This window comes from Streptomyces sp. NPDC091282 (genome assembly GCF_044757385.1).
In the GTDB taxonomy this organism is placed as follows: domain Bacteria; phylum Actinomycetota; class Actinomycetes; order Streptomycetales; family Streptomycetaceae; genus Streptomyces; species Streptomyces gramineus.
The window spans coordinates 281,940-306,851 of sequence record NZ_JBIVUX010000009.1 but is presented as its reverse complement, the minus strand read 5'-3'; the positions used below and the strand labels follow the sequence as shown (position 1 = coordinate 306,851).

The 24,912-nt window shown below is 73.5% G+C and carries 29 protein-coding genes; 20 read left to right on the top strand and 9 right to left on the bottom strand.

The annotated features are described in order from the left end of the window. The first annotated feature begins 153 nt into the window (after window positions 1-153). The 4 genes from ACIQOE_RS34920 to ACIQOE_RS34905 all read left to right on the top strand — a co-directional run bounded on the left by ACIQOE_RS34920 (window position 154) and on the right by ACIQOE_RS34905 (window position 4,487). Window positions 154-1,221, top strand: a complete 1,068-nt coding sequence (locus ACIQOE_RS34920; protein ID WP_401415783.1) for a FecCD family ABC transporter permease — start codon at window positions 154-156, stop codon at window positions 1,219-1,221. After that, on the top strand, window positions 1,218-2,336 hold the full coding sequence (locus tag ACIQOE_RS34915) for a FecCD family ABC transporter permease (RefSeq protein WP_401415780.1): 1,119 nt from the start codon (window positions 1,218-1,220) through the stop codon (window positions 2,334-2,336). The genes ACIQOE_RS34920 and ACIQOE_RS34915 overlap by 4 nt, the downstream gene beginning before the upstream one ends. 95 nt (window positions 2,337-2,431) lie before the next feature. Further along, on the top strand, window positions 2,432-3,454 hold the full coding sequence (locus tag ACIQOE_RS34910) for an ABC transporter substrate-binding protein (protein ID WP_401415778.1): 1,023 nt from the start codon (window positions 2,432-2,434) through the stop codon (window positions 3,452-3,454). 52 nt (window positions 3,455-3,506) lie between these two features. Continuing rightward, the gene (locus ACIQOE_RS34905; protein ID WP_351323696.1) at window positions 3,507-4,487 is read left to right on the top strand and encodes an ABC transporter substrate-binding protein; all 981 of its coding nucleotides are present in this window, start codon (window positions 3,507-3,509) and stop codon (window positions 4,485-4,487) included. Between the two features lie 39 nt (window positions 4,488-4,526). On the opposite strand, the gene ACIQOE_RS34900 is transcribed toward ACIQOE_RS34905, so the two are convergent. Both ACIQOE_RS34900 and ACIQOE_RS34895 read right to left on the bottom strand, forming a co-directional pair. Continuing rightward, window positions 4,527-5,543: an SRPBCC family protein gene (locus ACIQOE_RS34900; RefSeq protein ID WP_401415775.1), complete on the bottom strand. Its 1,017-nt coding sequence runs from the start codon at window positions 5,541-5,543 to the stop codon at window positions 4,527-4,529. 3 nt (window positions 5,544-5,546) lie between these two features. After that, on the bottom strand, window positions 5,547-6,389 hold the full coding sequence (locus tag ACIQOE_RS34895) for a histone protein (protein ID WP_401415772.1): 843 nt from the start codon (window positions 6,387-6,389) through the stop codon (window positions 5,547-5,549). Window positions 6,390-6,535: 146 nt separating this feature from the next. Here ACIQOE_RS34895 and ACIQOE_RS34890 point away from each other — a divergent pair, with 146 nt between their 5' ends. The 10 genes from ACIQOE_RS34890 (at window position 6,536) to ACIQOE_RS34845 (ending at window position 10,948) form a co-directional block, all read left to right on the top strand. Continuing rightward, a complete protein-coding gene (locus ACIQOE_RS34890) occupies window positions 6,536-6,901 on the top strand; it encodes a gas vesicle protein (RefSeq protein ID WP_351323699.1) in 366 nt (121 codons plus the stop codon). A 31-nt stretch (window positions 6,902-6,932) separates the two neighbouring features. Continuing rightward, window positions 6,933-7,361, top strand: coding sequence for a gas vesicle structural protein GvpA (locus tag ACIQOE_RS34885; protein ID WP_401415769.1), 429 nt, complete (start codon window positions 6,933-6,935; stop codon window positions 7,359-7,361). Window positions 7,362-7,363: 2 nt separating this feature from the next. After that, on the top strand, window positions 7,364-8,077 hold the full coding sequence (locus tag ACIQOE_RS34880; protein WP_401415766.1) for a GvpL/GvpF family gas vesicle protein: 714 nt from the start codon (window positions 7,364-7,366) through the stop codon (window positions 8,075-8,077). A 12-nt stretch (window positions 8,078-8,089) separates the two neighbouring features. Beyond that, a complete protein-coding gene (locus ACIQOE_RS34875) occupies window positions 8,090-8,344 on the top strand; it encodes a gas vesicle protein GvpG (RefSeq protein ID WP_401415763.1) in 255 nt (84 codons plus the stop codon). Between the two features lie 21 nt (window positions 8,345-8,365). Further along, the gene (locus ACIQOE_RS34870; RefSeq protein WP_401415760.1) at window positions 8,366-8,800 is read left to right on the top strand and encodes a gas vesicle protein; all 435 of its coding nucleotides are present in this window, start codon (window positions 8,366-8,368) and stop codon (window positions 8,798-8,800) included. Further along, window positions 8,793-9,677: a GvpL/GvpF family gas vesicle protein gene (locus ACIQOE_RS34865; RefSeq protein WP_401415757.1), complete on the top strand. Its 885-nt coding sequence runs from the start codon at window positions 8,793-8,795 to the stop codon at window positions 9,675-9,677. The genes ACIQOE_RS34870 and ACIQOE_RS34865 overlap by 8 nt, the downstream gene beginning before the upstream one ends. After that, window positions 9,674-9,919 carry a gas vesicle protein gene (locus ACIQOE_RS34860; protein ID WP_401415754.1) on the top strand — a complete coding sequence of 82 codons (246 nt, stop codon included), beginning with the start codon at window positions 9,674-9,676 and terminating at the stop codon, window positions 9,917-9,919. Before ACIQOE_RS34865 ends, ACIQOE_RS34860 begins: the two co-directional genes overlap by 4 nt. Then, window positions 9,916-10,341, top strand: coding sequence for a gas vesicle protein K (locus ACIQOE_RS34855; protein ID WP_365558495.1), 426 nt, complete (start codon window positions 9,916-9,918; stop codon window positions 10,339-10,341). The genes ACIQOE_RS34860 and ACIQOE_RS34855 overlap by 4 nt, the downstream gene beginning before the upstream one ends. A gap of 97 nt (window positions 10,342-10,438) precedes the next feature. After that, complete coding sequence (locus ACIQOE_RS34850; protein WP_351936038.1) at window positions 10,439-10,612, top strand: CsbD family protein; 174 nt, start codon at window positions 10,439-10,441, stop codon at window positions 10,610-10,612. Between the two features lie 162 nt (window positions 10,613-10,774). Beyond that, window positions 10,775-10,948, top strand: a complete 174-nt coding sequence (locus ACIQOE_RS34845) for a hypothetical protein (protein WP_351323974.1) — start codon at window positions 10,775-10,777, stop codon at window positions 10,946-10,948. Between the two features lie 28 nt (window positions 10,949-10,976). Here ACIQOE_RS34845 and ACIQOE_RS34840 read toward each other — a convergent pair whose 3' ends face one another. From ACIQOE_RS34840 to ACIQOE_RS34820, 5 genes are all read right to left on the bottom strand, one after another. Beyond that, entirely contained in the window at window positions 10,977-11,984 is a 1,008-nt protein-coding gene (locus ACIQOE_RS34840) for a zinc-dependent alcohol dehydrogenase family protein (RefSeq protein WP_401415750.1), read from the bottom strand. Between the two features lie 135 nt (window positions 11,985-12,119). Continuing rightward, window positions 12,120-12,485 carry a helix-turn-helix domain-containing protein gene (locus tag ACIQOE_RS34835; RefSeq protein ID WP_362643381.1) on the bottom strand — a complete coding sequence of 122 codons (366 nt, stop codon included), beginning with the start codon at window positions 12,483-12,485 and terminating at the stop codon, window positions 12,120-12,122. A gap of 75 nt (window positions 12,486-12,560) precedes the next feature. Further along, on the bottom strand, window positions 12,561-13,700 hold the full coding sequence (locus ACIQOE_RS34830; protein ID WP_401415747.1) for a DNA alkylation repair protein: 1,140 nt from the start codon (window positions 13,698-13,700) through the stop codon (window positions 12,561-12,563). Between the two features lie 86 nt (window positions 13,701-13,786). Then, a complete protein-coding gene (gene lpdA / locus ACIQOE_RS34825; RefSeq protein ID WP_401415745.1) occupies window positions 13,787-15,184 on the bottom strand; it encodes a dihydrolipoyl dehydrogenase in 1,398 nt (465 codons plus the stop codon). 51 nt (window positions 15,185-15,235) lie between these two features. Continuing rightward, window positions 15,236-15,937, bottom strand: coding sequence for an SDR family oxidoreductase (locus ACIQOE_RS34820; protein ID WP_351323712.1), 702 nt, complete (start codon window positions 15,935-15,937; stop codon window positions 15,236-15,238). Window positions 15,938-16,109: 172 nt separating this feature from the next. On the opposite strand from ACIQOE_RS34820, the gene ACIQOE_RS34815 reads away from it, so the two are divergent. The 3 genes from ACIQOE_RS34815 to ACIQOE_RS34805 all read left to right on the top strand — a co-directional run bounded on the left by ACIQOE_RS34815 (window position 16,110) and on the right by ACIQOE_RS34805 (window position 18,307). After that, complete coding sequence (locus ACIQOE_RS34815; protein WP_363019315.1) at window positions 16,110-16,610, top strand: helix-turn-helix domain-containing protein; 501 nt, start codon at window positions 16,110-16,112, stop codon at window positions 16,608-16,610. Window positions 16,611-16,742: 132 nt separating this feature from the next. Further along, on the top strand, window positions 16,743-17,249 hold the full coding sequence (locus ACIQOE_RS34810) for an SRPBCC family protein (RefSeq protein ID WP_351323714.1): 507 nt from the start codon (window positions 16,743-16,745) through the stop codon (window positions 17,247-17,249). After that, a complete protein-coding gene (locus ACIQOE_RS34805; protein WP_401415742.1) occupies window positions 17,249-18,307 on the top strand; it encodes an LLM class flavin-dependent oxidoreductase in 1,059 nt (352 codons plus the stop codon). Before ACIQOE_RS34810 ends, ACIQOE_RS34805 begins: the two co-directional genes overlap by 1 nt. 55 nt (window positions 18,308-18,362) lie before the next feature. Here ACIQOE_RS34805 and ACIQOE_RS34800 read toward each other — a convergent pair whose 3' ends face one another. Further along, complete coding sequence (locus ACIQOE_RS34800; RefSeq protein ID WP_351323716.1) at window positions 18,363-19,013, bottom strand: TetR family transcriptional regulator; 651 nt, start codon at window positions 19,011-19,013, stop codon at window positions 18,363-18,365. Window positions 19,014-19,231: 218 nt separating this feature from the next. Here ACIQOE_RS34800 and ACIQOE_RS34795 point away from each other — a divergent pair, with 218 nt between their 5' ends. Together ACIQOE_RS34795 and ACIQOE_RS34790 are read left to right on the top strand one after the other, a co-directional pair. Continuing rightward, window positions 19,232-20,011 (top strand): polysaccharide deacetylase family protein, encoded by a 780-nt coding sequence (locus ACIQOE_RS34795; protein ID WP_362643375.1) that lies wholly within the window; start codon window positions 19,232-19,234, stop codon window positions 20,009-20,011. Window positions 20,012-20,129: 118 nt separating this feature from the next. Then, window positions 20,130-22,427: an FUSC family protein gene (locus ACIQOE_RS34790; RefSeq protein WP_401415739.1), complete on the top strand. Its 2,298-nt coding sequence runs from the start codon at window positions 20,130-20,132 to the stop codon at window positions 22,425-22,427. A gap of 40 nt (window positions 22,428-22,467) precedes the next feature. Here ACIQOE_RS34790 and ACIQOE_RS34785 read toward each other — a convergent pair whose 3' ends face one another. Further along, window positions 22,468-23,337 carry a helix-turn-helix domain-containing protein gene (locus ACIQOE_RS34785; protein WP_401415737.1) on the bottom strand — a complete coding sequence of 290 codons (870 nt, stop codon included), beginning with the start codon at window positions 23,335-23,337 and terminating at the stop codon, window positions 22,468-22,470. A gap of 130 nt (window positions 23,338-23,467) precedes the next feature. Here ACIQOE_RS34785 and ACIQOE_RS34780 point away from each other — a divergent pair, with 130 nt between their 5' ends. Further along, a complete protein-coding gene (locus ACIQOE_RS34780; RefSeq protein ID WP_401415735.1) occupies window positions 23,468-24,907 on the top strand; it encodes an amidase in 1,440 nt (479 codons plus the stop codon). Window positions 24,908-24,912 lie beyond the last annotated feature (5 nt).

Here is a 24,912-nt window from a genome sequence, read left to right as displayed (position 1 = left end):
CGTGGCGGATGCGCGACACGAGGTGGCGACTGACCGGCTTGTCGTGCCCACCCCCGCCTGCCTAACGTACTTAGGCAAGCCTAAGCTAACCCCTTGAGACCCTTCACGACCCCGCCGTTCCCCGTATCGGCAGGCACGCCGACGAGGAGCACGATGGCCTCCAGCACCACCCGCGCCACCGCCACGGTGGCCGGTCCCCCGGCCCGGGAGAGACGGCGGGCCGGGCCGCTCGCCGCCCGGCTGCTCGGACTGCTCGCCGCGGGCGCGCTGCTCGCGCTGGTCATGGTGGCGAGCGTCGCCGTCGGCGCCAAGGCCATCCCGCCCGGCGAGGTCCTGCACGCGCTCGTCCACGGCCGGGACTCGGTCGACAGCACGGTCGTCCTCGACCTGCGGCTGCCCCGCACCCTGCTCGCCGTGGCCGTCGGCGCCGCGCTCGGACTGGCCGGCGTGCTCATGCAGGCGCTGACCCGCAACCCGCTCGCCGACCCGGGGCTGCTCGGGGTCAACATGGGCGCGTCGGCCGCCGTCGTCGCCGCGATCGCCCTCTGGCGCAGCACGGATCCGGCGTTCTTCGTCTGGTTCGCCTTCCTCGGCGCGGGCGCCGCCGCCGCGCTGGTGCACCTGCTGGCGTCCCGCGGGCGCGGCGGCCCCGGCCCGGTGCGGCTGGCCCTCGCCGGCACCGCGGTCAGTGCCGTGCTCGGGGCGCTGATCTCGGTGGTGACCCTGCTGCGGCCCGACGTCTTCGACCAGTTCCGGTTCTGGGGCGTCGGATCGGTGGCCGGGCTGCCGCTGTCGCTGCTGGACGACGTGCTGCCGTTCCTCGCGGCCGGCGCGCTGCTCGCCCTCTGCCTCGCCGGTCCGCTCAACGCGCTCGCCCTCGGCGACGACACGGCCCGCTCGCTGGGCACGCGGGTGCGGCGCACCCGGGTGCTCGGGATGCTCGCCGTGACCCTGCTGTGCGGCGCCGCCACCGCCGCGGTCGGCCCCATCGCCTTCATCGGCCTGGCCGTGCCGCATCTGGCCAGGACCGTCACCGGACCGGACCACCGCTGGCTGCTGCCGTACGCGATGGTCCTGGGCGCGGTCCTGCTGCTCTGCTCCGACATCCTCGGCCGGGTCGTGGCCCGGCCCGGCGAGGTCCAGGCCGGGATCGTGACCGCCTTCGCCGGAGCCCCCGTCTTCATCGCCCTCGTGCGCCGCCGCCGGATCGCCGAACTGTGACCACGACCCGGACCTCCCCGAACCTCCCCTCCCGGACGGCCCCGCCGCCGGACTCCGCCGCCGGCCACAGCGTCCCGCGCGGCCGGGTGCTGCGGCTGCACGGCGGCCGGGTGTCGCTGCGCTGGCGGCCCCGCACCACGCTGGTGTGCCTCCTGCTGGGCGCCGCCTGCCTCGCCGTGGGCGTGCTCGGCCTGACCACCGGCACCTACCGGGTACCGCTGCCGGACGTGCTGGCCAGCCTGTCCGGCCACGGCTCCGGTGCCGACACCTTCATCGTGGTGAACCTCCGGCTGCCACGGCTGCTGTGCGCGCTGCTGGCCGGGGCCGCGCTCGGCATGAGCGGCGCGGTCTTCCAGAGCCTGTCCCGCAATCCGCTCGGCAGCCCCGACATCGTGGGCTTCACGAGCGGCGCCGCGACCGGCGCCGTCGTCCAGATCGTGGTCTTCCACGGCGGCGCGTACGCCACCTCCGGCGCGGCGCTCGCGGGCGGCCTCGTCACCGCGCTCGCGGTGGCGCTGCTCGCGGCCGGCCGGGGACCTGCCGTCGGCTACCGGATCGTGCTGGTCGGGATCGGCGTGAGCGCGATGCTCACCTCGCTGACCGCGTATCTGCTGACCCGGGCCAGCCTGTACGAGGCGCAGGACGCGCAGATCTGGCTGATCGGCAGCCTCAACTCGGTCAGCTGGTCCGTGGTCGCGCCGCTGGCGGCCGCCCTCGCCGTCCTCACCCCGGTCACCGTCGTCGCCGCCCGGGCGCTGGCCTGGCTGGAGCTGGGCGAGGACACGGCCCGCGGCCTCGGCGTGCCGGTGGGGCGCACCCGGCTGGTGCTGGTGGTCACCGCGACCGCCCTCGCCGCCGTCACGACCGCCGCGGTCGGCCCGATCGTCTTCGTCGCCCTGGCCGCGCCCCAGCTGTGCCGCCGGCTGGTCCGCTCCCCCGGCGCACCGGTCGTGCCCGCCGCGTTCATGGGCGCGCTGCTGCTGTCGGTGAGCGACTTCGCCGCCCAGCGCGTGCTCCCCGCCACCGAGTTGCCGGTGGGCGCCATGACCGGCGTGCTGGGCGGCCTCTACCTGTGCCGCCTCCTCGTCGTGCGCCGAAGGGCGAACGGCGCATGACGGTGATCCCCGACCGCGGGCGGCGCCTGCCGTCGTACGAGCCGTTACCCGCGCAGGCCCCGACCCCGCACCCGCGCTATCCCTAGGACGACCCCATGACCAGCACCACCCTCACCCGCCCCCGTTCCGCCGCCCGGCCCACCCGGCGCGGGCTCGTCGCCGGCGGGCTCGGCACGGCCGCGCTCCTCGGTCTGACCGCGTGCGGGAGCGGCGCGTCCGCCTCCGCCCCGTCGGCCACCGGATCCGGCGACGGCGGGTGGTCCTTCACCGACGACCGCGGCCACACCGTACGGCTGGCCCGCCGGCCCCGGCGGATCGCGTTCCTCACCGACACCGCGGGTGCCGCGCTGTGGGCGGCCGGCCTGCGCCCGGTGGCGGCCACCGACTCCGGGCAGGGCATCGTCTCCGCCGTCGGCCCGGACTGGAACGGTGTCACGAAGATCTACTCCGCGGACAAGGGCGTACGGCTCGAAGCGCTGGCGCAGGCCCGCCCGGACCTCCTGGTCGACGCGGTGCAGGCCGACGGCACCCTCCAAGTGGCCTCGCAGCTCTCCGAGGTGAGCAGCATCGCCCCGGTGGTGGGGCTGAGCACCTACCGGCCGATCGAGGACATCGCCGGGACCGCCGACCGGCTGACCCGCTCCCTCGGCCTGCCGCTCGCCGACTCCGCGGCCGAGAACCGCTTCCGGCAGGGCGGCACCCGGCTGCGCAGGGCCGTCGCCGCCAACCGGGACCTGCGGGTCGGCTTCGTCTTCGGCATCGACAAGGCCACCCTCGGCGTGATGAACCCCGGCACGTGGGCCGTGCTCAAGACGGTGCGCGCGCTCGGCATGCGCCTGCTGCCGGTGCCCGCCGGCGCCGACAACACCTACAGCCAGGCCGTCAGCTGGGAGAACGTGCCGACCCTGCCGGCCGACCTGCTGGTGTGGGCGGTCGCCGACCCGCTGCCGGACAACGCCCTGTGGCGGCGCACCCCCGCCGTGCGCGCCGGACAGGTCTTCAAGCCAGAACTGGCCTCCTGGTACGCCTACAGCTGGGAGAACTTCGCCGTCCTGCTCGACGGCCTCGCCACCCACGTCCAGTCAGCCCGCGCGGGCGTCGGCCCCGACGCCGCCTGACACCGGGCCCTCACCCCCGTCCCCTCCCCCGACACACTCACCTGGATCCGTCATGCCCCGGTTCTCCCGCACCACCCGCGCCCGCCTGCTGCGCCCCGCCGTCGCCGCCACCGCCCTCGCGCTGGCCCTCACCGCCTGCGGATCGTCCGGCTCCGGCGGCACGGACGCCAAGACCGCCGCGACCCGGGTGGTCGCCACCGCGCACGGCAAGGTGACCGTGCCCGCCCGCCCGCTGCGGATCGTCTCCGTGCACTCGTGGTCCACCGAGTCGCTGTTCGACCTCGGGCTTGAGCCCGTGGGCGTCGAGAACAGCGGCGCCAACTACGTCCCCCCGCGCTACCTGAAGAACTGGAAGGCCGCCGCGAAGGTGACCACGGGCGCCGACCTCGACTACGAGAAGATCGCCTCGCTCAGGCCGGACCTGATCGTCGGCGTCGACGTGCCGTACCTCTCCAAGGCCTACGCGAAGCTCTCGGCCATCGCGCCGACCGCCTTCGCGTCCTTCGACGAGACCGCGGACTGGACCAAGTACCCCGACGACACGGCCCGGTTCGTCAACCGCCCGGCCCAGCTGGACGCGCTGAAGCAGGCGTACGAGAAGCGGCTCGCGGCGGTGCGCGAGAAGTACGCGGGCACGCTGGCGGACGGCACGTGGGACGTCGTCCAGGGTGGCTTCGACAGCGGCAACTACTGGATCTACGGCTCCGCGTCGCCCGTCGGGAACATCCTCGGCAAGCTCGGGGTCCGGTTCGCGTCGGCCACCGCCTCGGTCGCCGCCGGCGCCACCAAGTCCGTGTCCTACGAGCGCGCGGACCTGCTGGACGACGCCGGCTACGTCATCTACTACACGAACAACGACGGCTCTCCCGCCAACGACATCCAGAAGCTGTTCGCGCTCGACTCGTTCAAGCGGCTGCCGGCCGCGAAGGACGGTCACGTGGTCGGCACCCCGGACTTCCTGCCGGGGTCCTACCGGGACGCCATGGGTGTCGTCGACAGCGTCGAGGCCGCACTGGGCGGAAAGACCGGCTGACCGGCCGCGGGGACCGGGGCAGGGCGGCGAGGACGGGCTTCACGCCTCGTCCTCGTCGTCCTCTTCCTCCTCCTCGGTCTCCTCGTCCTCGCCGTCGCCCTCCTCCGCTTCGTCCTCGTACTCGTCCTCGTACTCGTCGTCCGCGTCCTCGTCCTCTTCCGGGTACTCGTTCTCCGGCTGCTCCTCGTCCTCCTCGCCGGCCTCCTCGTCCGGTTCCTCGTCCTCGCGCTGCGCCTCTTCCTCCTCCATCGCCTCCTCGTGGGTGCGCACCACCTCGCCGTCGCGGATCTCACCGCGCCAGCCGTCGGGGTCCTCGTCGGAGAGGGTGACGTAACGCTGGAAGTGCTTGGCGTCCAGCCGCAGCCGGCGGCCCTGGGCACGCCACAGGTTGCCGGTCTTCTCGAAGAGACCGGAGGGGTAGTACTCGACGACGAGCACGATGTGGGTGAGCGTGGGCGTCACCTCGTGGAAGCTGACGCATCCCCGGGTGCTGCCCTTGGCACCGTCGGACGTCCACATGATGCGTTCGTCCGGGACCTGTTCCTGGATGGTGGCCTTCCACGAACGCGTGGAGGGACCGACCTTCACCTTCCAGTCGCTGCCGGTCTCGTCCCCCTGCGAGACACTGCGCACGCCCTTGGTGAAGGAGCTGAACTTCTCGAAATGGGTCCAGTGGTCGTAGGCGGCCCGGATCGGCACACCGACGTCCAGGTGCTCGATGATGGTCGTCACCTTGGGAGTTCCGGACTTGCGGCCCTTGCCGCCGCCGAACAGGTTCGAGATCTTCTCGGTGGCGCTGTCCTTGATGCTCTTCGCCTTCTCGCCGATGAGCGCCTTGACGGGCGAATCCCCCTGAAGGACGCGGGCGCCGACCTTCGGCAAAACACCGCCGCCGTCGACCACGTCCTTCAACTGGTCGGTCAGGCCCTCCACCTTGCCGCCCGCGACGTCCGCGAGATGCTCCACCTGCGCACCGAGGTAGTCGACGAACTCCTCGCGCAACCGGTCCAGGCCGGAGGACTGGTCCTGCCCGTTCTGCTCTGCCGTCCTCACCATGGCCTACCTCCGCCGCGCGGACGTCTTCTTGGCGGTCGTCTTCTTCGAAGCGGTCTTCTTCGCGGCGGTCTTCTTCGCCGCGGTCTTCCGGGCGGGCGCCGCGGTCTTCTTCGCCGCGGCCTTTCTCGCCGGAGGCGCGGACCTCTTCGCCGCGGACTTCCGGGCGGGAGCCTGCTTCTTGGCGGGCGCCTTCTTGGCCGGCTGCGCCTTCTTGGCGGCGGCCTTGCGCGCCGGGGCCTTGCGGGGCTCGGACGTACGACGGCCCGGCGACTCCTTCCCGGTGTCCCCGGACCGGCTCCGCCCCGACCTGAACCTCCTGGCCCTGGGCTTCTCCTCCGGCTCCGGCTCCTCCAACTCCTCTTCCTCGGGCTCTTCTTCCTCCTCTTCTTCCTCCTCTTCCTCCTCGCCCTCTTCCTCGTCCTCTTCCTCCTCCGGGCCTTCGCCCTCGCCCTCGTCCTCGTACTCGTCCTCGTACTCTTCCTCCTCGTCCTCCTCGGGCTCGTACTCCTCCTCGTCCTCGTCCTTCGCCTTCCCGCTTCCGACGCGCGCGGTCCGGGCGTGCAAGGCGTCCGCGAAGTCGGCGAGTTTGCGGTCGGCCGCCGCCATGAGGGCCTTGCGTCCCGCGTCCTTGAACTCGCCGCGCAGTTGCTCGTTGAGGTCCGCGACCTGAGGGATCTCCTGGACCCTGCGCAGTCCTTCGGTGAGCAGTTGCTGGGGTTCGAGACCGAAACGGCGGCCCGCCAGGTACGTGGCCAGGCCGAAGGCGACCTTTCCCTTCTTGGTGCGGCCGAGGACGTAGCCACCGGCGACCGCGGCAGCGAGAGCGATCTTCGTCGATTCGTTCATCGATCATTCCCTCCGGCGAGCCGCTGCGCGGCCGGACGGCGGCGCACGGTCGCCATCGGCCCGTCGCAGCACACTTTCAAGATGTATATGGTGAAATAGTACATTTTGACCATGGTGGAGCGCGCTCCAGCGACGGAGTTGGGAACATGGCCGCGTCCGACAAGAACGGCACGGGGAGTGGCAGGCGCCCCTCCCGCAGTCACGACGACGCACGGCGCAGCACCCGCACCGGGGGGACCCGGAAACCCGCCGGACACTCGGCGGCCTGGGCCATGCGCTCCGCGGCGGGGCAGCTGGAGGAACTCCTCGGACGCGCCCCGGAGTCGGTCTCGGCGATCAGACGGACCGAGGAGGGATGGGAAGCCGATGTCGAGGTACTCGAACTGGAGCGAGTACCCGAAACCACCAGCGTCCTGGGTACCTACCACGTGACGCTGAGTGCGAGAGGTGAACTGCTGGCGTACGAACGGACCGGCCGCTACACCCGCGGCCAGATCGACCGGCGCCGCTGATCCGCACCAGGGGGTGGTGAAGGGAGGCACCATGACTGTGGTGCCACAAGGCGCGGGCGGAGTCTCGCGCGGCAGCACGGGCAGCCTGTACGACGTCCTGGATCTGATCCTGGACCGCGGCCTCGTCATCGACGTCTTCGTCCGCGTGTCACTCGTCGGCATCGAGATCCTCAAGATCGACGCCCGGATCGTCGTGGCCAGCGTCGACACCTATCTGCGCTTCGCCGAGGCCTGCAACCGCCTCGACCTCGAATCGGGCAGCAAGCAGCCCACCCAGCTCACCGACCTCGTCGGCGAGATCACCGAGGGCGGGGCCGCGGGCAAGTCCAAGGGCGCCCTGACCGGCGCGGTCGAGGCCGTCAAGGACACCCTGACGGGCGACGGCGGCGAGGAGGACGAGGAAGAGCCCCGCCAGAAGCGGCGGCCGGCCAGAACGGCGACGCGGCGGCGGAGGGAATGACCATGGCCGTCTACGTGTACTCCATCATCTCCGAGGACCATCCGGCGCGGCTCGACGGCGTCCACGGCGTCGGCGACCCTCCCGCCGCGCTGCGCACGGTGGCCGGCGGCGGCCTGTGTGCGGTCGTCAGCGAGGCGCCCGAGGGGCTGCGGGCCAGGCGGCGTGACGTCGCGGCCCATCAGGAGGTCCAGGAGCGGCTGATGGCCGACGGTGCCGTACTGCCGCTGCGGTTCGGCATGACGACCGAGGACGACGACGCCGTGCGCGCGGCCCTGGCGGGCAGGGCGGCCGAGTACGCGGAACGGCTGCGCTCGCTGGACGGCACCACCGAGTACAACCTGAAGTGCTCGTGGGAGGAGGCGGCGCTGCTGCGCCGGATCCTGCTGGAGTCCGACGAGGCCCGCGAACTCAACACCGCCATCCGCGACGGCTCCGGCACCCCGCAGATGTCGCTCGCGCTCGGCGAACTGGTCGCCCGGGAGGCCGAGACCCGCCAGGAGGCGCTCGCCAAGGGCATCGTCGAGGCCCTGCACCCGTACGTGTCCGACGAGAGCGTCTCCGCGCCCGGCGGAGAGGACTTCCTCAGCGTCTCCTTCCTGGTCCCCGCGGACAAGGAGGAGATGTTCCTGGCCACCGGGATCAGCCTGGCCAACCAACTCGGCGAGGAGTGCGAGATCCGGCTGCGCGGACCTCTGCCTCCCTACAGTTTCGTCTGAGGGGATGCGCTCATGGGTTTGCTGACTCAACTCCTGACCCTCCCGCTCGCCCCGGTGCGCGGCGTGGGCTGGGTCGTCGACCGGGTGGTCGAGGCCGCCGAGCAGGAGTACTACGACCCGGCACCCGTCGAACGCGAACTGGCCGCGCTGGAGGAAGAGCTGCTGGCGGGCCGTATCGACCAGGCGGCCTTCGAGGAGCGCGAGGACCTGCTGCTGGACCGCCTGGAGGAGATCGCGGCCTTCCGGCGCGGCGATCCCACTCCCTGACCCGGAATCGAGGTGCTTGCGGTGTCCGAACCACCGGCCGACCGGCTGAGCGCGTACCCGTCGCGGGCACCGGCTCCGTACGGCTACGACCACGGCTCCTCGGCGAACCTGGCCGACATCCTGGAACGCGTCCTGGACAAGGGCATCGTCATCGCGGGAGACATCCGCATCAACCTCCTCGACATCGAGCTGCTCACCGTCAAGCTCCGGCTGATCGTCGCCTCCGTGGACAAGGCCAGGGAGATGGGCATCGACTGGTGGGAGCACGACCCGTCGCTGTCCTCACGGGCCGGGGACCGTGCCCTGGCCGAGGAGAACCGGAGGCTGCGGGCGGAGATCGAGGCGCTGCGGGAGGAACCCGCCCTGCGCGCGGACGAGCCGCGGCCGGCCGCCGTACGCAGGCGTGCGCCGCGGACCTCCCGCACCCGGCGCGGGAACGGAGCGGCCGATGACTGAGGAGGTCGCCTACGTCTACGCCGTGCTGCGTCCCGCCGAGGGCCTCGACGCGGCCCTCGGCGCGCTGGCGGGAGTCGCGGGAGCGCCCGTGCGCCTGGTGCCGCAGGGCGCCACGGACGCACCGGTGGCGGCCGTCAGCGCGGTACCCGCCCAGGACTTCCGGGAGGACGCCCTGCGCCGGCACCTGGAGGACCTCACCTGGCTGGAGGCCGTCGCCCGCGCCCACCACGGCGTGATCGAGGCCGCGGCCGCACGCACCACGGTGCTGCCGCTGCGGCTCGCCACCGTGTACCTGGACGACGACCGGGTGGCGGCGGTGCTCCGCGAGCAGGCGGACGCGTTCTCGCAGGCCCTGCGGCGGCTGGCGGGCCGGCTCGAATGGGGCGTGAAGATCTACGTCGAGTCCCGGGCGGACGCGCGGGGCGCCGACGAGACGGTGGCGGCCGGTGCGGCCGATGGGGTCAGCCCCGGCCGGGCGTACCTCCGCGCCCGGCGCTCCCAGCGGCACGCCCGCGACGAGTCCTACCGGGCCGCCCGGCAGGCCGCCGACCGGGTCGAGGCGATCGGCCGCGCGCTGGCCGCCGATCACGCCCGGCACCGGGTCCAGCAGGGAGAACTGGCGGTCGGCGGCGGGGAGAACGTGGTCAACGACGCCTATCTGCTGTCCCGTGAGACGGCGGCTGACTTCCGCAGCCAGGTCCTCGGCGCCGTCCGTGACCTGCCCGGCGTGCGGATCGACGTCACCGGCCCGTGGGCGCCGTACTCCTTCACCGCCCCGCCCGACGGCGACCCGCCCGGCGGTGAACCGCCCGACGGCGACCCGCCCGGCGGTGAACCGCCCGGCCGTGAGCCGCCCGCGGCGGAGCGGGCGCCATGACGGACGTCGAGCGGACGAGCGGGCGGACGAGCGGGGCGGAGCCGCTGGCCCAGCGCCAGGTGGCCCTCGTCGACCTGCTCGACCGGCTGCTCAGCGGCGGTGTCGTCGTCACCGGTGACCTGGTGCTCTCGATCGCCGACATCGACCTGGTGCGCATCTCGCTGCGGGCCCTGATCGTCTCCGTGAGCGCCCGGAACCCGTCGCCCTGGGCGGCCCCGGCTGACCCCGAGGGCCTGTCATGACCGGCGGACGCGCCGGCCGGAGTCCCGGCTCACCGGACCGGCTGGCCGAGGTGGCCGACGCGGCCGGCCGGGCCTTCCGGCTGCTGCCCGCCGTACCCGAGGACGTGGCGCCCGCCGGGCGGCCGGGGCCGTCGCGGCCGGTCCGCCGCATCAGCACCGATCCGGACACCGTCGAGCGGGACCTGGTCAGGCTGGTCCTCACGCTGGTCGAGCTGCTGCGGCAGCTCATGGAGCGCCAGGCGCTGCACCGTGTGGACCAGGGAGACCTCACCGAGGAGCAGGAGGAGCGGCTGGGCTCCACCCTGATGATCCTCCATGACCGCATGGCCGAGCTGTGCGCCGACCACGGGCTGACCATGGAGGACCTCAACCTGGATCTCGGCCCGCTGGGAACGCTGCTCCCGCCGCCCGGCACCGAGTGAGGGGAGGCCGAACGGGTGACGTCTGTTTCGTCGGCCGACATGGGGTTACTCGGTGGGCAGCACGGTTTCCCCCACGGGATGAGGACGGTGAACGAGGATGTCCGGAGAGCAGAAGGCCAAGGGCAAGATGGAAGAGGCCACCGGCAAGGCCAAGGAGACGGTCGGCCGCGCGGTGGGCAACGAACGGATGACGGCCGAAGGCCAGGCCAAGAAGTCGAAGGGCGCGGCCCGTCAGGCCAAGGAGAAGACCAAGGACATCTTCAAGCACTGACGGAGCAGCCGATGCCGAAGAGCGGGGTCCCCCTCCGGGGATCCCGCTCTTCGGCGTACCCGGGGCGGCCCGGTGTTTCCGCGGCCGCCGAACGGGGACCCGCCAGGAACGAGACCGCGACGCCCCGGACCCGGACGGCCGGGGCAGAGAGAAGACGACGTCGTGAGCATGGAAGTCATCGGCACGAGCAGCATCCGCGGATCCGAGACGGGATGGGCGACGGCACGCCGCCTGCGCGGAAAGGGCATACGCACCTGGGTGCGGGCGACGGCCGAAGGCGGCCGGGACCGGCCGCGGCGCGGCGACGACTGGAACGTGGTGCGGGGCGAGGACTGAGCCGTCACCCGGCCGCGCCACGGCGCGCTCACGCCGTCGTGGCGCCGTGGCCGACGGTGACGACGATCTTGCCGACCTGCTCGTTGGCCGCCATGTAGCGGTGCGCCTCCGCGATGTCCGCGAGGTCGAAGGTGCGGTCCACGACCGGTGCGAAGGCGCCGGAGCTGAGGCCCGCGTTGACGAAGGCGACCGCGCGGCGCAGCCGCTCGGGGTCGGTGGTGATCTCGAACAGCGTGTAGGTGCTGCTGGTCAGCGCCGGGAAGGACTGGGCGTTGGGCAGCGGCGTGGGCTGCGGGTCGAGGGCGCCGTAGACCACCAGGAAACCGCCGGGCGAGATGCCCTGGGCGAGGGTCTCGACGCCGGGTCCCGCGACCGGGTCGAAGGCCAGCCGGACGCCTTCGCCGCCGGTGATCTCCTTGATCCGGGCGGGCAGGTCCTCCTCGTCGGTGACGATCACATGGGCCGCGCCCGCGTCCAGGAGCCGCTGCTTCTTGCCGGGTCCCCGGGTGGTGGCGATCGGGACCGCGCCGATGTGGCGGACGATCTGAATGGCGGCCAGCCCGACGCTGCTGGAGGCCGCGGAGATCAGTACGTGGTCGCCGGGGCGTACCCGGCCGCTCTCGGTGAGCGGCCCGTAGGCGGTGACGTAGGCCATCCACACGGCGGCGGCCCGGACGGGGTCGACGTCGGCGGGGCGGGGCACGACGGCCGAGGCGGGGACGAGGACGTGGTCCCCGTAGGTGCCGTAGTCGGTCTGCAGGAACTGCGGTACGACCGCGACCGGGTCGCCCGCGGCGAGGCCGGTCACGCCCTCGCCGACCGCCTCGACGACGCCGGCGGCCTCGTAGCCCAGCGTCGAGGGGAAGACCGGGTCGTAGAAGTAGGCGCCCTCGCGGTACATGATCTCGGCGCGGTTCAGGCCGATCGCGTCGACGCGGATCCGCACCTCCCCGGCGCCGGGATCACCGACCTCGACCTCGCGGAGGGTCAGGACCTCGGGTCCGCCGGTCTGATCGAACTGCACGAGTCGTGCCATGGTGAATCCGTCCTCAGGCAGGAGAAAAGGGGCGTAAGGCGCACCGAACGCGCTCGGCGGCACGACCCACCCTGCCTCAAGCTTCGATGGCCGTCAAATTTCGACGGCGATCAAAATATGAACGGACCGGCGGCCTCAGCCGGCGCTCACCTCGTCCACGCGCTTCCCGTCCTCCGCCGCCACGGCGGCCAGCACCGCCGTCAGCAGGCCGGGAAAGCGCCCTTCCAGCTCGTCGGCGCGGAGCGTGTTCATCTTGGCGGTCCCGACGTAGTACTGCCGGATCACGCCGGCCTCGCGCAGCACGTTGAAGTGGTGGGTCAGCGTGGAGAGCGACACCGGGGCCTGGAAGGTCCCGCAGGTCAGGTCCTCGCCCGCGCGGGCGAGCTGCGCCACCACCAGGCGCCGTACCGGATCCACCAGCGCCTCCAGCACCTGCTGGAGCGAGACCTCCGCCAGCTCGGGGTGCTCCACGGTGCGGGCGGCGGTACGGGGGCGGGCCACGGTGGCTCCTTGGGGTGGCTTCGGGACGGTCAGGTCATGGTACGACCGTCGTCGCAACCACCGGCGGGACCGGGATCATTCCCCGGCGGCCCGCGGCGCCGGCCCGTCGGCCGCCAGCAGCCGGAAGTCCGCGAGATCGAAGCGGTGCCCGTTGACCTGGAGCTGCACGGCGTGCGCGCCCGGGTAGTAGACGCGTGTGGTGATGGGCCGGAACGAATGGCTCCGCCGTATGTCGGCCGACTCGCCGGGGGCCAGCTCGCGCTTGGCGAGCTTGAACACCTTCGGCGCGGGCCTGCCGTTCGCCTTCAGGTGGTGGACGACGTAGTCGACGGCGAGGGAGACCGGCCGCGCCGAGACGTTGGTGATGCGGGCCGTGAAGACGAGGTCACCGCCCATCGGGACGTCGGTCTCCGCCAGCAGCGGCCCGACCACCTTCAGGTCCTCGGCGCCGCCGTGGAACCCGACCAGCTCCAGGGCGGCCGGGTCACCCTGCTTGACCAGGGTGCGCATGGCGTGCCGGACCAGGGCGCCGGTGGTGGCCCGCGGCTCGCGCGCCCAGCGGGCCGCGGTCCCGGCGGCCAGTGCGGCGTCCAGCCGGGAGATGTCGTTGAGGTGGTTCGCCACCGACCTGCGCACGTCCGGCGAGGCGTCGGTGTACAGCCGGTCCAGCACCGGGACCGTGACGGCGGGGTCGCGGTTGAGCGCGGGCACCTGCCGGGCCCAGGGCAGCTTGGGGCGGGTGCCCTCGCTGGCCAGCCTGCGCACGGCGTGATCCGGGGAGCCGGTCCAGGCCAGGGCCGTGGCAAGGGTCCGGTCCAAGTCCGCGATCAGGAAGGTGCGGAGCGCGAACTCACCGGTGAGCCGCGGTGTGAGCCGGGCCAGCAGCTCCAGGCCGTCGTCGAAGTGGCGGCCGGTGCCGGAGGTGGTGGCCGCGACGGCGACGGCCTCGCTGACCGGCCAGATCATCCAGCCCGTCAGCTCGGGCCTGGCGAGCGCCCGCCGTACCGCACGGGCCAGCTCCTCGTGGTCCCGGCCGCAGTCGGCCAGCAGCGCCTCGCCCACCGTCCGGGCCCGGTCGCTCAGACCCAGCGGGCCGAGCAGGGCCGGGCTGTCCGCGACGGCCTGCCAGCGCGACGCGCGGGGGGCCGCCTCCTGGAGGACGGCCGCGAGACGACGCACGACGTCGGGGCCGATCAGCTCGTCCGCGGTGGGCATGCTTCCTCCAGGGACGCGGGTTGCCGGGGCCGAAGCAGATTACTCCACCCGCCCGAAGGCCCGGGTCACCGGCGGATCGCGGGGCCTCAGAGGTTGATCATGTGGCCGGCGAGTCCGTGCAGGGCGTCCTGGACCGCCTCGCTCAGCGTCGGGTGGGCGTGGACGTTGCGGGCGAGTTCGGTCACCGTGAGGTCCCATTTCTGCGCCAGCGTCAGCTCGGGCAGCAGCTCGGTCACGTCCGGGCCGATCATGTGACCGCCGATGAGTTCGCCGTGGCGGGCGTCGCTCACCAGCTTCACGAACCCGGCCGTGTCGCCGAAGCCGTGGGCCTTGGCGTTCGCCGTGAAGGGGAACTTCGCCACCCGCACGTCGAAGCCCTCGGCGCGCGCCTGTGCCTCGGTCCAGCCGAAGCTCGCGATCTGCGGCTGGCTGAAGGTGGCCCGCGGGATCATGCGGTAGTCCAGCTCCATGGTCTCCGCGCCGGCGATGCTCTCGGCGGCGACGATGCCCATCGCCTCGGCGGTGTGCGCGAGCATCAGCTTGGCCGTGACGTCCCCGATGGCGTAGATGTGCGGCACGCTGGTGCGGCAGTACCCGTCGATGTCGACGGCGCCGCGCCCGGTCAGGCGCACTCCGGTGGCGGCCAGTCCGTAGCCGGCCGTGCGCGGCTGGAAGCCGGTGGCCTGGAGCACCTTCTCGGCTTCGAGGACCTGCTCGGCGCCGTCCCGGCGGACGGTCACGCGCACGCCGTCCTCGGTCTCCTCGATCCCCTGGACGGCCGTCGAGGTCAGCACCCGGATGCCCTGGCGCTTGAAGCGCCGGGTGAGTTCGGCGGAGACCTCCTCGTCCTCCAGCGGTGCGATCCGGTCCAGGAACTCCACCAGCGTGACCTCGACGCCGTAGGACCGCAGCAGGTACGCGAACTCGACGCCGATGGCCCCCGCGCCCGCGATGACCATGCTGCCGGGCAGGCTGTCGGAGAGGATCTGCTCCTCGTAGGTGACCACCCGCCGTCCCAGGGTGGTGCCCGGCAGCAGCTTCACGACGGAGCCGGTCGCGACGATGCAGGAGCGGAAGGACAGCGCCGTCTCCCCGTCCCGCAGGCGCACCTGGAGGGTGTGCGGGTCGAGGAAGGTGCCCTGCCCGTCGAACTGCGCGATCCCGTTCTTGCGCATCAGATAGCCGACGCCCTTGACGCGTCCGTCGGCCACCACCCGGCTGCGCTCGTAGGCGGCGCGGTAGTCCAGGGCGATCTCGCCGCTGATCCGCACGCCGAACTTCCCGGCTTCGTGCGTGATCAGCTGGGCCACCTCGGCGTTGCGCAGCAGCGCCTTGGCCGGGATGCACCCGATGTTCAGGCAGACCCCGCCCCAGAACCGGCCCTCCACGACGGCGGTGCGCAGGCCCAGCTGGGCGGCCCGGATCGCGGCCACGTAGCCGCCGGGCCCGGCTCCCAGGACGACGACGTCGAAGTCGGTCTGCATGGCTCACCTCACCACTGGGTCGGGTCGGTCCGCGGCCAGGCCGCCGCACGCTCAGGCGGTGCCGTAGAGGAGATCGAGCGGTCCGGACAGCGCCGCGCGGACCTTCCGGGCCGTCTCGTCGACCAGCACCTCCGGCTCGTCGCGCGCGAGGGCGTCCATGGTCCGGGCCGCCACCTCGGACGGGTCGGACTTCGGGCCCGGGACCTCGGTGGTGGCGTCGGTGTCCACGTAACCCACGTGCACGCCGACGACCAGCGTCCCCTGGTCCCGCAGGGCCAGGCGCAGCGCGTTGGTCAGCGACCACTGGGCGGACTTCGACGCCGCGTAGCTCGGGAACCTGCTGTTGGCCCGCCAGGAGGCCACGGACAGCATGTTCACCAGCGCTCCGCCGCCGTTGGCCGCGAGGACCGGCGCGAAGGCACGGGAGACGGCCCAGGTGCCGAGGTAGTTCACCTCCAGCTCCCGCCGGGCCCCGTCCAGGGAGCCGTCCCCCAATAGCGGGGGGCCGCCCTGGATGCCCGCGTTGTTGATCACGACGGTGGCGTCGGACGCCGTCCGCGCCGCGGACGCCACCTGGTCGTGGTCGGTGACGTCCAGGAGCAGCGGTTCCAGGCCCGGTTCGGTGAGGTCCTGCGGCCGGCGGACGCCCGCGTACACCCTGGCCGCGCCCCGGTCCAGCAGGGCGCGGCAGAACGCCAGCCCGATCCCCCGGTTCGCTCCGGTCACGACGGCGACCGATCCCGCGATCTCCATGGCCGGCACCTCGTCTCGACGTAGGGATCCCGTCATGACCAGTCAAAGCGCACCCGGCGGCGCTGTCCACGCGGCCCGTGCCCGGCGGACCGCCGACGGCCCGTACGCGCATACCGCCGTCAGGTCAGTTTTTTGATGAGACCCGGTGTGCGGGGCTCGGTATCGTGAGGCCATGAAACGGACGTCGTTCGCCACGTGGCCGTGCTCCATCGCACGGACCGTCGACCTGCTGGGTGACCACTGGACGCCGCTGGTGGTGCGGGAGGCCTTCTACGGGATCCGTCGCTTCGACGAGTTCCAGCGGGAACTGGGCATCGCCCGCAACACGTTGACCGACCGGCTGCGCCACCTGGTCGACGCGGGGATCCTGGAGAGGCGGCCGTACGAGGCCGAGCCGCCGCGGTACGACTACGTCCTCACCGAGAAGGGGCGGGACCTGTTCGCGGTGCTGGCCGCGATGTCCGCCTGGGGCGACCGCTGGCTGGCCGGGGAGAGCGGGGTGCCCGTGGTGTTCCACCACGATTCCTGCGACCACGACACCACGGCCGAGGTGGTCTGCGCCCAGTGCCGCGCGCCCCTGCGGGCCGGGGACACCTCGATGCGGATGGGCCCCGGCTATCCCGAGCGGCTCGCGCGGCGCCCGGACGTACGACGGCGGTTCGGCACGGAGTGAGCGCCGTCCGGGCCCGGCGCGCGCCGGGCCCGGCCCGGACACCCGACACGCGGTGTCCCGCGCTCTTGACACGCAGAGTCTCATAAAGCAACTCTGGAGGTCAGACCCCGGACGGCGAGGAGGCCGACGACTTTGGAGTGGACGGGCGCACGCTACGCGGACAAACCCACGGTCGAGGTGCGGACCTGGATCGACGCCCCACCGGAGACGGTGTGGGCCCTGGTCAGCGACATCGAACTGATGCCGGACATGAGCGAGGAACTCCGCTCCGTCGCCTGGCTGGACGGCGCGACCCGGCCCGCGGTGGGCGCGAGGTTCGTCGGCCGCAGCGAGCACGAGGCGCTCGGCACGTGGCAGACCACGTCCCACGTGATCGAGTGCGCACCGGAGTCGGTGCTCGCCTGGGCCGTCGAGGACCCGGCCGCTCCCTCCGCGGTCTGGCGGTTCCGGCTGCGCCCCGAGAAGGGCGGGACCGAACTGGCGCAGTGGATGCAGCTGGGACCGGGCCGGTCGGGGCTGTCCGCGGCGATCGACCGGATGCCCGACAAGGAGCAGAAGATCGTGTTCGTGCGGCTGCGGGAGTTCGAGCGGAACATCACCGCCACCCTCGCCCAGATCAAGCGGCGGGCGGAGGCGTGATGCGGACGGCCACCACGATCGAGGCCTCGGGCGGCGACCACTGGTCCGGGCTGGGCGACTTCGTCGTCGAGGCGGAGAAACTGGGCCTGGACATCTGCTGGGTCGCCGAGGCCTGGGGCTCCGACGCGCCCTCCGCGCTCGGCTACTACGCGGCGCGCACCGAGCGGATGCTGCTCGGCTCCGGTGTGATGCAGCTGGGCACCCGGACCCCGACGGCGGTGGCCCAGACGGCCGTCACGCTCTCCAACCTGTCCGGCGGGCGCTTCCTGCTCGGCCTCGGCGCCTCCGGGCCGCAGGTGATCGAGGGGCTGCACGGCGTGCCCTTCGCCCGGCCGCTGCGGCGCATGCGGGAGACGGTGGAGATCGTGCGGCGGATCTTCGACGGCGGCCGGCTCTCCTACTCCGGCGCCGAGTTCGCGATCCCGCTGCCCGGCGGCGAGGCCAGGCCGATGCGGCTGTCGATGCGCGCCGAGCACCGGATCCCGGTCTACCTCGCCGCCCTGTCCCCGGCCATGCTGCGCCTGACCGGCGAGGTCGCCGACGGCTGGCTCGGCACCAGCTTCGTGCCCGAGGGCGCGGCCGAGGCCTACTTCGCCCCGCTCGACGAGGGCCTGGCGCGCGGCGGCAGGACCCGGGCGGAGCTGGACGTGTGCCAGGGCGCCGAGGTCGCCTTCGCACCGGACGAGGAGGCGCTCGGCGCGATGGTCGCCGGACGCAAGAAGGAACTCGCCTTCAGTCTGGGCGGGATGGGCTCGGCCTCGACCAACTTCTACAACGGCGCCTACAGCCGTCAGGGCTGGGCCGAGGTGGCCGCCGAGGTCCACGAGCGCTGGCAGGCCGGCGACCGGGACGGCGCGGCCGCCCTGGTGACGGACGAGATGGTGCTCGGCACGACGCTGATCGGCACGGAGGCCATGGTGCGCGAGCGGCTGGCCGTCTGGCGCGACGCGGGCGTGGACACGGTCCGCCTCTATCCGGCCGGAGAGACCCTGGAGGACAGGCTCGCCACCCTGGGCCGTGCCGTCGAGCTGGTCCACGAGGCCGGCCGGGCCTCCTGAGCGGCGTCCGGCCGTCCGCCGGGGGCGGGCGGCCGGCTCCGGGAGCGATGGCTGCTCAGGGCCGCAGGCCGTCCAGGAGGGCGGTCAGGATGCGGGTCAGCCGGGGTTCCACGTCGACCACCGCGTGCGCCATCTCCGGGTGGCTCTCGTAGAGTTCGCGAAGGCCCGTGCCGGGTGCGGCCATCTGCCAGAGCGCTCCGGCCATGCCCGTGGCGGTGGCGATCACGTCCACGGCCGCGTCCTCGCCGATCCCGAGCAGGCCGCGCAGCGCGGCGGCGATCGAGGCGACCTCGGCGAGCGCGACCGTCTTGAAGGCGTAGGCGGAGTCGAGCGACACGTTGCGCTCCAGGTTCAGCGGAGCCTGGGCGAGCAGGTCGCAGAAGAACGGCCGCGCCGCGAGCGACCGGGCGAGGGCCGCCGCGATCTCCCCGTGCCCGGCGCCGGCGAGTTCGCCGAGCCGCGCGCGCAGCGCCGCCGACCACTCCTGCCAGCCTTCGCCGGTGAGCGTCAGGAAGATCTGCTCGCGGGTCTCGAAGTACCGCAGCATCGCGGACTTGTGCATGCCGACGGCGGCGGCGATGTCGGTCAGCGTGACCTCACGCACGCTGCCGGCGGTGCCCAGCGACCGAGCGGCGTCGAGGATCTCCCGCTCCCGCTGTCGCTTGGCCTCCGTACTGCGGGCGCGCTGGGGGCGGGGCGAACTCACGGGCGGGATTCTAGCACAACCCGGTTGCATTAATTCCGTGGGCCCGTCCGGGCCGACCGCCAACACCGATCGGCCCGGCCGCCGTTAAAGGACACGCGGGGAGCCCGTCGCGGATCTCCCGCGGAATTGTCCGTGATCGGTAACGGATGGAGCCGGAGCCCACCGCCTTCCGTCTGCACGGGTGCACGAGGACAGCGGAACGAGGATCGGGGCGGACGATGGCACGGCGCGGACGAGGATGGTACGGCCAGGTGGCCGCGGCTGCGACGGCGGTCACGGCGGTGGCCGTGGCCGCCTCGCTGTGGACCTCACCGGCCGGTCCCGCCGACGGGAACACGCGGGCCCGCGCCGCGGAGCGTCCCGCGGCGCCCGGCGCGGGTCCGAAGGCGGCGCCGGTGTCGGTGGAGATCGCGCACGCCTCGGACCGGGGCGCCCGGGGCGTGAACATCACGATCGACGACGGCCCGGACCCCGTCTGGACGCCACGGGTGCTCCAGGTGCTCAAGGAGTACGGCGCGAAGGCCACGTTCTGCATGATCGGCCCGCAGGCGCAGGCCCATCCCGACCTGGTCAGGGCCGTGGTCGCGGCCGGTCACCGGCTCTGCGACCACACGGTGTCGCACGACGTCACCATGGACAAGAAATCCGAGGCCTACCAGTCCCGGCAGATCCTCGACGCGGAACGGATGATCACCGAGGCGTCGGGCGGCGTCCGGCCGCTCTACTACCGCGCCCCGGGCGGCGCCTTCACCCCGTACAGCAGGAAGCTCGCCGCCTCGCACGGCATGCGGCCGCTCGGCTGGAACGTCGACTCCAAGGACTTCGAACGCCCCGGCACGTCCGCCGTCGTCGCCACCGTCAAGGACGAGATGCCCAACGGACCGACCGTGCTCTTCCACGACGCCGGCGGCGACCGTTCCGAGACCGTGGCCGCCCTGCGCGAGCTGCTGCCGTGGCTCAAGGGACAGGGGTACACGTTCGGCTTCCCGGTGCGCTGAGCCCGGCCCGGCCGTACAGTCCCGGTAGACGGTGCGGACCGCGCGGCGGTGTCCGCACCCGGGTGGTGTGCGCGGTGCGGCGGCGGGGCCGGCTGCCCTGGGCCAGCGGGAGGTGTACATGTCGGGGCGGGCACCGCGCTGGCTGAGGTGGCTGCGCGACCGGGACCCGGACCTCGCGGCGACCCGGCGGGCCGCCCGCACCGCCCTGGTGATGCCCGCCCTGTTCGCCCTGTGCGGAGAGGTGTTCCACAACGCGACGATGGCCAGCTTCGCCGCGTTCGGGACGTTCTCCATGCTGCTCCTGGTCGACTACTCCGGTCCGATGGCCGAGCGGCTGCAGGCACAGGCGGCCCTCGCGGTGGCGTGGCTCGGGCTGATCTGTGTCGGCACACTGGCGGCCGCCGACGTCCGGCTCGCCGTCGCGGCCACGGTCGTGGTCGGTTTCGTGATCCTCTTCGCCGGTGTGGTCAGCTCGGTGCTGGCCGGCAGCTCGACGGCGCTCCTGCTGGCGTTCGTGCTGCCGGTCAGCGCACCGGTACCGCTGTCCCAGCTGCCCGACCGCCTGGCCGGAGCGGGACTGGCGGCGGCGGTGGCGCTGCCCGCGGTCGCCCTGCTGTGGCCGCGTCCGGTCGCCGACCCGCTCAGCGCACCGGCGGCGGCCGTCTGCCGCGCCGCCGCCGGCTACCTGCGCGCCCGCTCCTCGGGACCGGCCCCGGACGGACCGGCGGCCTTCGTCGACCACTGCCGGGCGGCCGCGGAGATCACCGCGCAGACCGGCGCAGACCTGCGCGGCGCCTTCGACGCCACCCCCTACCGGCCCACCGGCCTGTCCGCGACCTCCCGGGCCCTGGTCCGGCTCGTCGACGAACTCACCTGGCTGTGCGCCGTCCTCGTGGACCGGTCCGACTACACGGACGAACCGCCCGGCTGTGATCCGGTCGCCCACGACGTGCGCCGCGCCGCCGCCCATGTCCTGGACGAGGCCCGCGCGTTGCTCACCGACCTGCGCGGTGCCACCGGCCCGCTGCGCGCCCGCGGCGAGGAGCTGCGGGCGGCGCTGAACGCGATGGAGCACAGCTCCACCGTCCAGGTGCCCGCCGAACACCCCGGCGGGAACAGCACGGCGGAGGTCTACGGGTTCATCGCCGCCCTCGACGTGTCCTTCCGGGCCCAGGAACTCGGCTTCGCCGTGCTGCAGATCGCCGACAACGTCGACATGGCGGCCACCGCCTGGCAGCGCGGCTGGCAGGCTCGGCTGCTCGGCCGGGAGCCGGGCGCGCTGGCCGCGCCGCTGGCGGCGGCACGGGAGCGGGCCGCGGCCCACCTGCGGACCGACTCGGTGTGGATGCACAACAGCCTGCGCGGCGCCGTCGGACTCGGCATCGCCGTGTTCCTGGCCGACGCGACCGGCGTGGGGCACTCCTTCTGGGTCCTGCTGGGCACCTTGTCCGTGCTGCGGTCCAACGCGCTCAGCACCGGGCAGAACGCGGTCCGCGCGGTCCTCGGCACGGTGGCCGGGTCCGTCATCGGCGCCGCGCTGCTGCACCTGATCGGCCATCACGGCACCGCGCTGTGGTTCGTGCTCCCGGTGGCCATCCTGTTCGCCGGGATCGCGCCCGCCGCCATCTCCTTCGCCGCCGGGCAGGCGGCGTTCACGGTCACGCTCGTGGTGCTGTTCAACATCGGCCACGACCCCAACTGGCACGTGGCCCTGCTGCGCGTCCAGGACATCGCGCTGGGCTGCCTGGTGAGCATCGTCGTCGCCGTGTTCTTCTGGCCGCGCGGCGCCCAGGCCGCCGTCCACAAGGCCCTCGCCCAGGCGTACGAGGACAGCGCCCGTTATCTCGCGGGCGCCGTCGACTACGCCCTCGGCCAGCACGGCCCCGCCGACCCGGATCCGCGCGGCCGTGCGGCGGCGGCCTCCGCGCGCCGCCTCGACGACGCCTTCCGCAGCTTCCTGGCCGAACGCGGCGCCAAACCGCTGTCGCTGGCCTGCACGACGACCCTCGTCTCGGGAGTCGTCGGCCTGCGGCTCGCCGCCGACGCCGTCGTCTCCCTGTGGCAGGGCGAGGACCGGGCGCGCGTCCAGGCCGTGCGGGCCGACGCCCACTGCGCCGTCCTCGACTCGGCGGACCGCGTCACCGGCTGGTACCACGGGTTCGCCGCCGGCCTCGGCGACCACTCCCCCGTCCCCGACGTCGTCCCGCTGCGCCCCGAGGGTGCCGCGCGTCTGGTGCGTTCGGTGCGCGGCGAACTCAGCGACGGACAGGGCCGGGCCACTCCCGTCGCGGTCCGGATCATCTGGACCGACGACCACGTCGACGCCGCCCGCCGCCTCCAGCCGGGCCTCGCGGACGCGGCCCGCACCCAGGCGGCGGCACACCGCGGCCGCCTGCGGAAGTGGCCCGCCGGCTGACCCGGAGGCGGGAGGCGGGTGCGGCGCCGGAGGCCTCCCGTCACTGCCCCGCAGGCCGTACCGGTGTCCGGAAGAGGTAGGCGGGCGCGGCCCAGGCGACGTCGTCGACGGCGAGCCAGGGGGCGGCGGAGACCGCCGTGGGCGTTCCGCCGGTGAACGCGCGGACGTCGCGGTGCAGGTGGGACTGGTCGGCGTAGCCGATCTCGGCCGCCACCCGGGCGGCGCCGTGTCCCGCGGCGAGCAGGTGGGCCGCGTGGTCGAAGCGGATCAGCTGGGCGGCGCGCTTGGGGGTGAGGCCGGTCTGGGAGCGGAACCGCGACCACAGGCGCTTGCGGCTCCAGCCGACCTCGGCCGCCAGCGGTTCGACGCGGATCCCGCCGAGGCGCGTCACCATCCGCCGCCACACGAACGCGATCTCCGGGTCGACGGCGGCGCCGTCCTGGTGCCGGCGGGCGAGCGCGGCCTCGGCGAGCGCGAACCGGTCCGGCCACGACGTCGCGGCGCGCAGCCGCTCCTGGACGCGCTCCGCGTCACGGCCCCAGAGGTCCTCCAGCGAGACCACCGCGGAGCCCAGTTCCGAGGAGGCGCCGAGGACGGTGTGCGCGACGGCCGGGGACAGCCGGATCTGCAGGCACTCGACGGCCCGGCCGTGCCCGCGCAGCCCGCCGGCCGCGAGCCCGGCGACGATGCTGCCGTGGTGCCGGCCGCCCGGGTCGTCGACGCTCAGCGACCGGTCGCCCAGGTCGAGGACCACGGTGACCGCCGGGTACGGGATCACGCCCAGGTCGACGGGGTCGGCGGTGCGGGCGCGGAACCCCGCCATGCTGACCCCGGGCAGCCGGCCGGGCCGCCCCGGTACGGCGATGTCCCAGATCTGCGCGGCGTCCCGAGCCTGCCCGGCGGTTGGCATGGCGCCAGCGTACGGAACATTCGTCCAAGACGGAGCGGCTCGGGCGCGCCGAGACTGACGGCCCGTCCGTCGCGGACCCCGGCACACCCGCCGGACGTCCGACGGCGTCCCGGACCGGAGAGGACCGCACGTGACGCGCGCACCGATCGACCTGTTCACACCGGCCGTCGAACTCGCCCAGGCCATCCGCCGCAAGGAGGTGAGTCCCGTCGAGGTGGCGGACGCCTGCCTGCGGCGGACGGACGAACTGGATCCCCGGCTGAACGCCTTCTGCCACCGGGCCGACGACGACGTCCGCCAGGCGGCGGCCGCGGCCGCCGACGCGGTGGTACGCGCCGCGTCGCCGGACGAACTGCCGCCCTTTCTCGGCGTCCCGCTGCCGGTCAAGGACCTGATCGACGTGGCCGGCTGGCCCACCACCTACGGCTCCGCGGGCGCCGGCAGGGCACCGGCCGCGGTCTCGGACCCGGTGGTACGGCGGTTCACGGACGCGGGGTTCGTGCTCCTCGGCAAGACCACGACCTCCGAGCTGGGTGCCGTGCCCTTCACCGAGAGCCCGGCCCTCGGCGTCTCGCGCAACCCCTGGGATCCGCGGCGCACGCCGGGCGGGTCCTCCAGCGGGGCGGGCGTGGCCGTCGCCGCCGGGATGGCGCCCCTCGCCCACGCGGAGGACGGCGGCGGGTCGATCCGTATCCCCGCCTCGTGCACCGGGCTCGTCGGCCTCAAGCCCACCCGCGGCCTGGTCAGCGGCGAGATCGTCTTCGTGGAGGGGCTGGCGTCGAGCGGCGTGGTGACCCGCACGGTGGCGGACACCGCGGCCGTCCTCGACGTGCTCGCGCGCCACGATCCGGGCGCCTGGTGGTCGCCCCCGTCGCCGCGTGGTTCGTTCGCCGCCGCGGCGGCGAAGGAGCCGCCGGCCGGGCTGCGGATCGGTGTGCTCACCGGTTCGCCGCTCGACGGGATCACCGTGGACCCGGCCTGCGTGACGGCGGTGGAGAGCACCCTGAGGGCACTGGAGTCCGCCGGGCATCACCTGGTGGACGCTCCGCTGCCGCTGCCGGCGACGGAGGAGCTGGTCGGCGCGTTCACCACCGTCTGGAACGCCGGGGGCGCGGCGATCGAGCTGGCGGATCCCGAGCGCGTGGAGCCGCACAACCGCGCGCTGCGCGCGGCGGCGCGGTCGACCGACTCGTGGGCCTACGTCGAAGGGGTGCGGCGCACCCAGCAGTTGTCGCGGCGCGTCGTGGAGGGGTTCACGGCCCGCTTCGACCTCCTCGTCACGCCGACGATGGCCTGTCTGCCGCCGCTCGTCGGCACCTTGGGGGCGGGCGCCGACGAGAACCCGCTCGCGCCGCTGCTGAACAGCTACCCGATGGGGGTGTTCACGTCGGTGTTCAACGTGACCGGGCAGCCGGCCGTCTCGCTCCCCCTCCACCACGACGAGGCCACCGGACTGCCGGTCGGCGTCCAGCTCGTCGCCGCGCCCTGGCGGGAGGACCTGCTGCTCCAGGTGTCCCGCACCCTGGAGCTGGCCCTCCCGTGGAGCGGCCGGCGACCGCCGGCCTGCTGACGCCT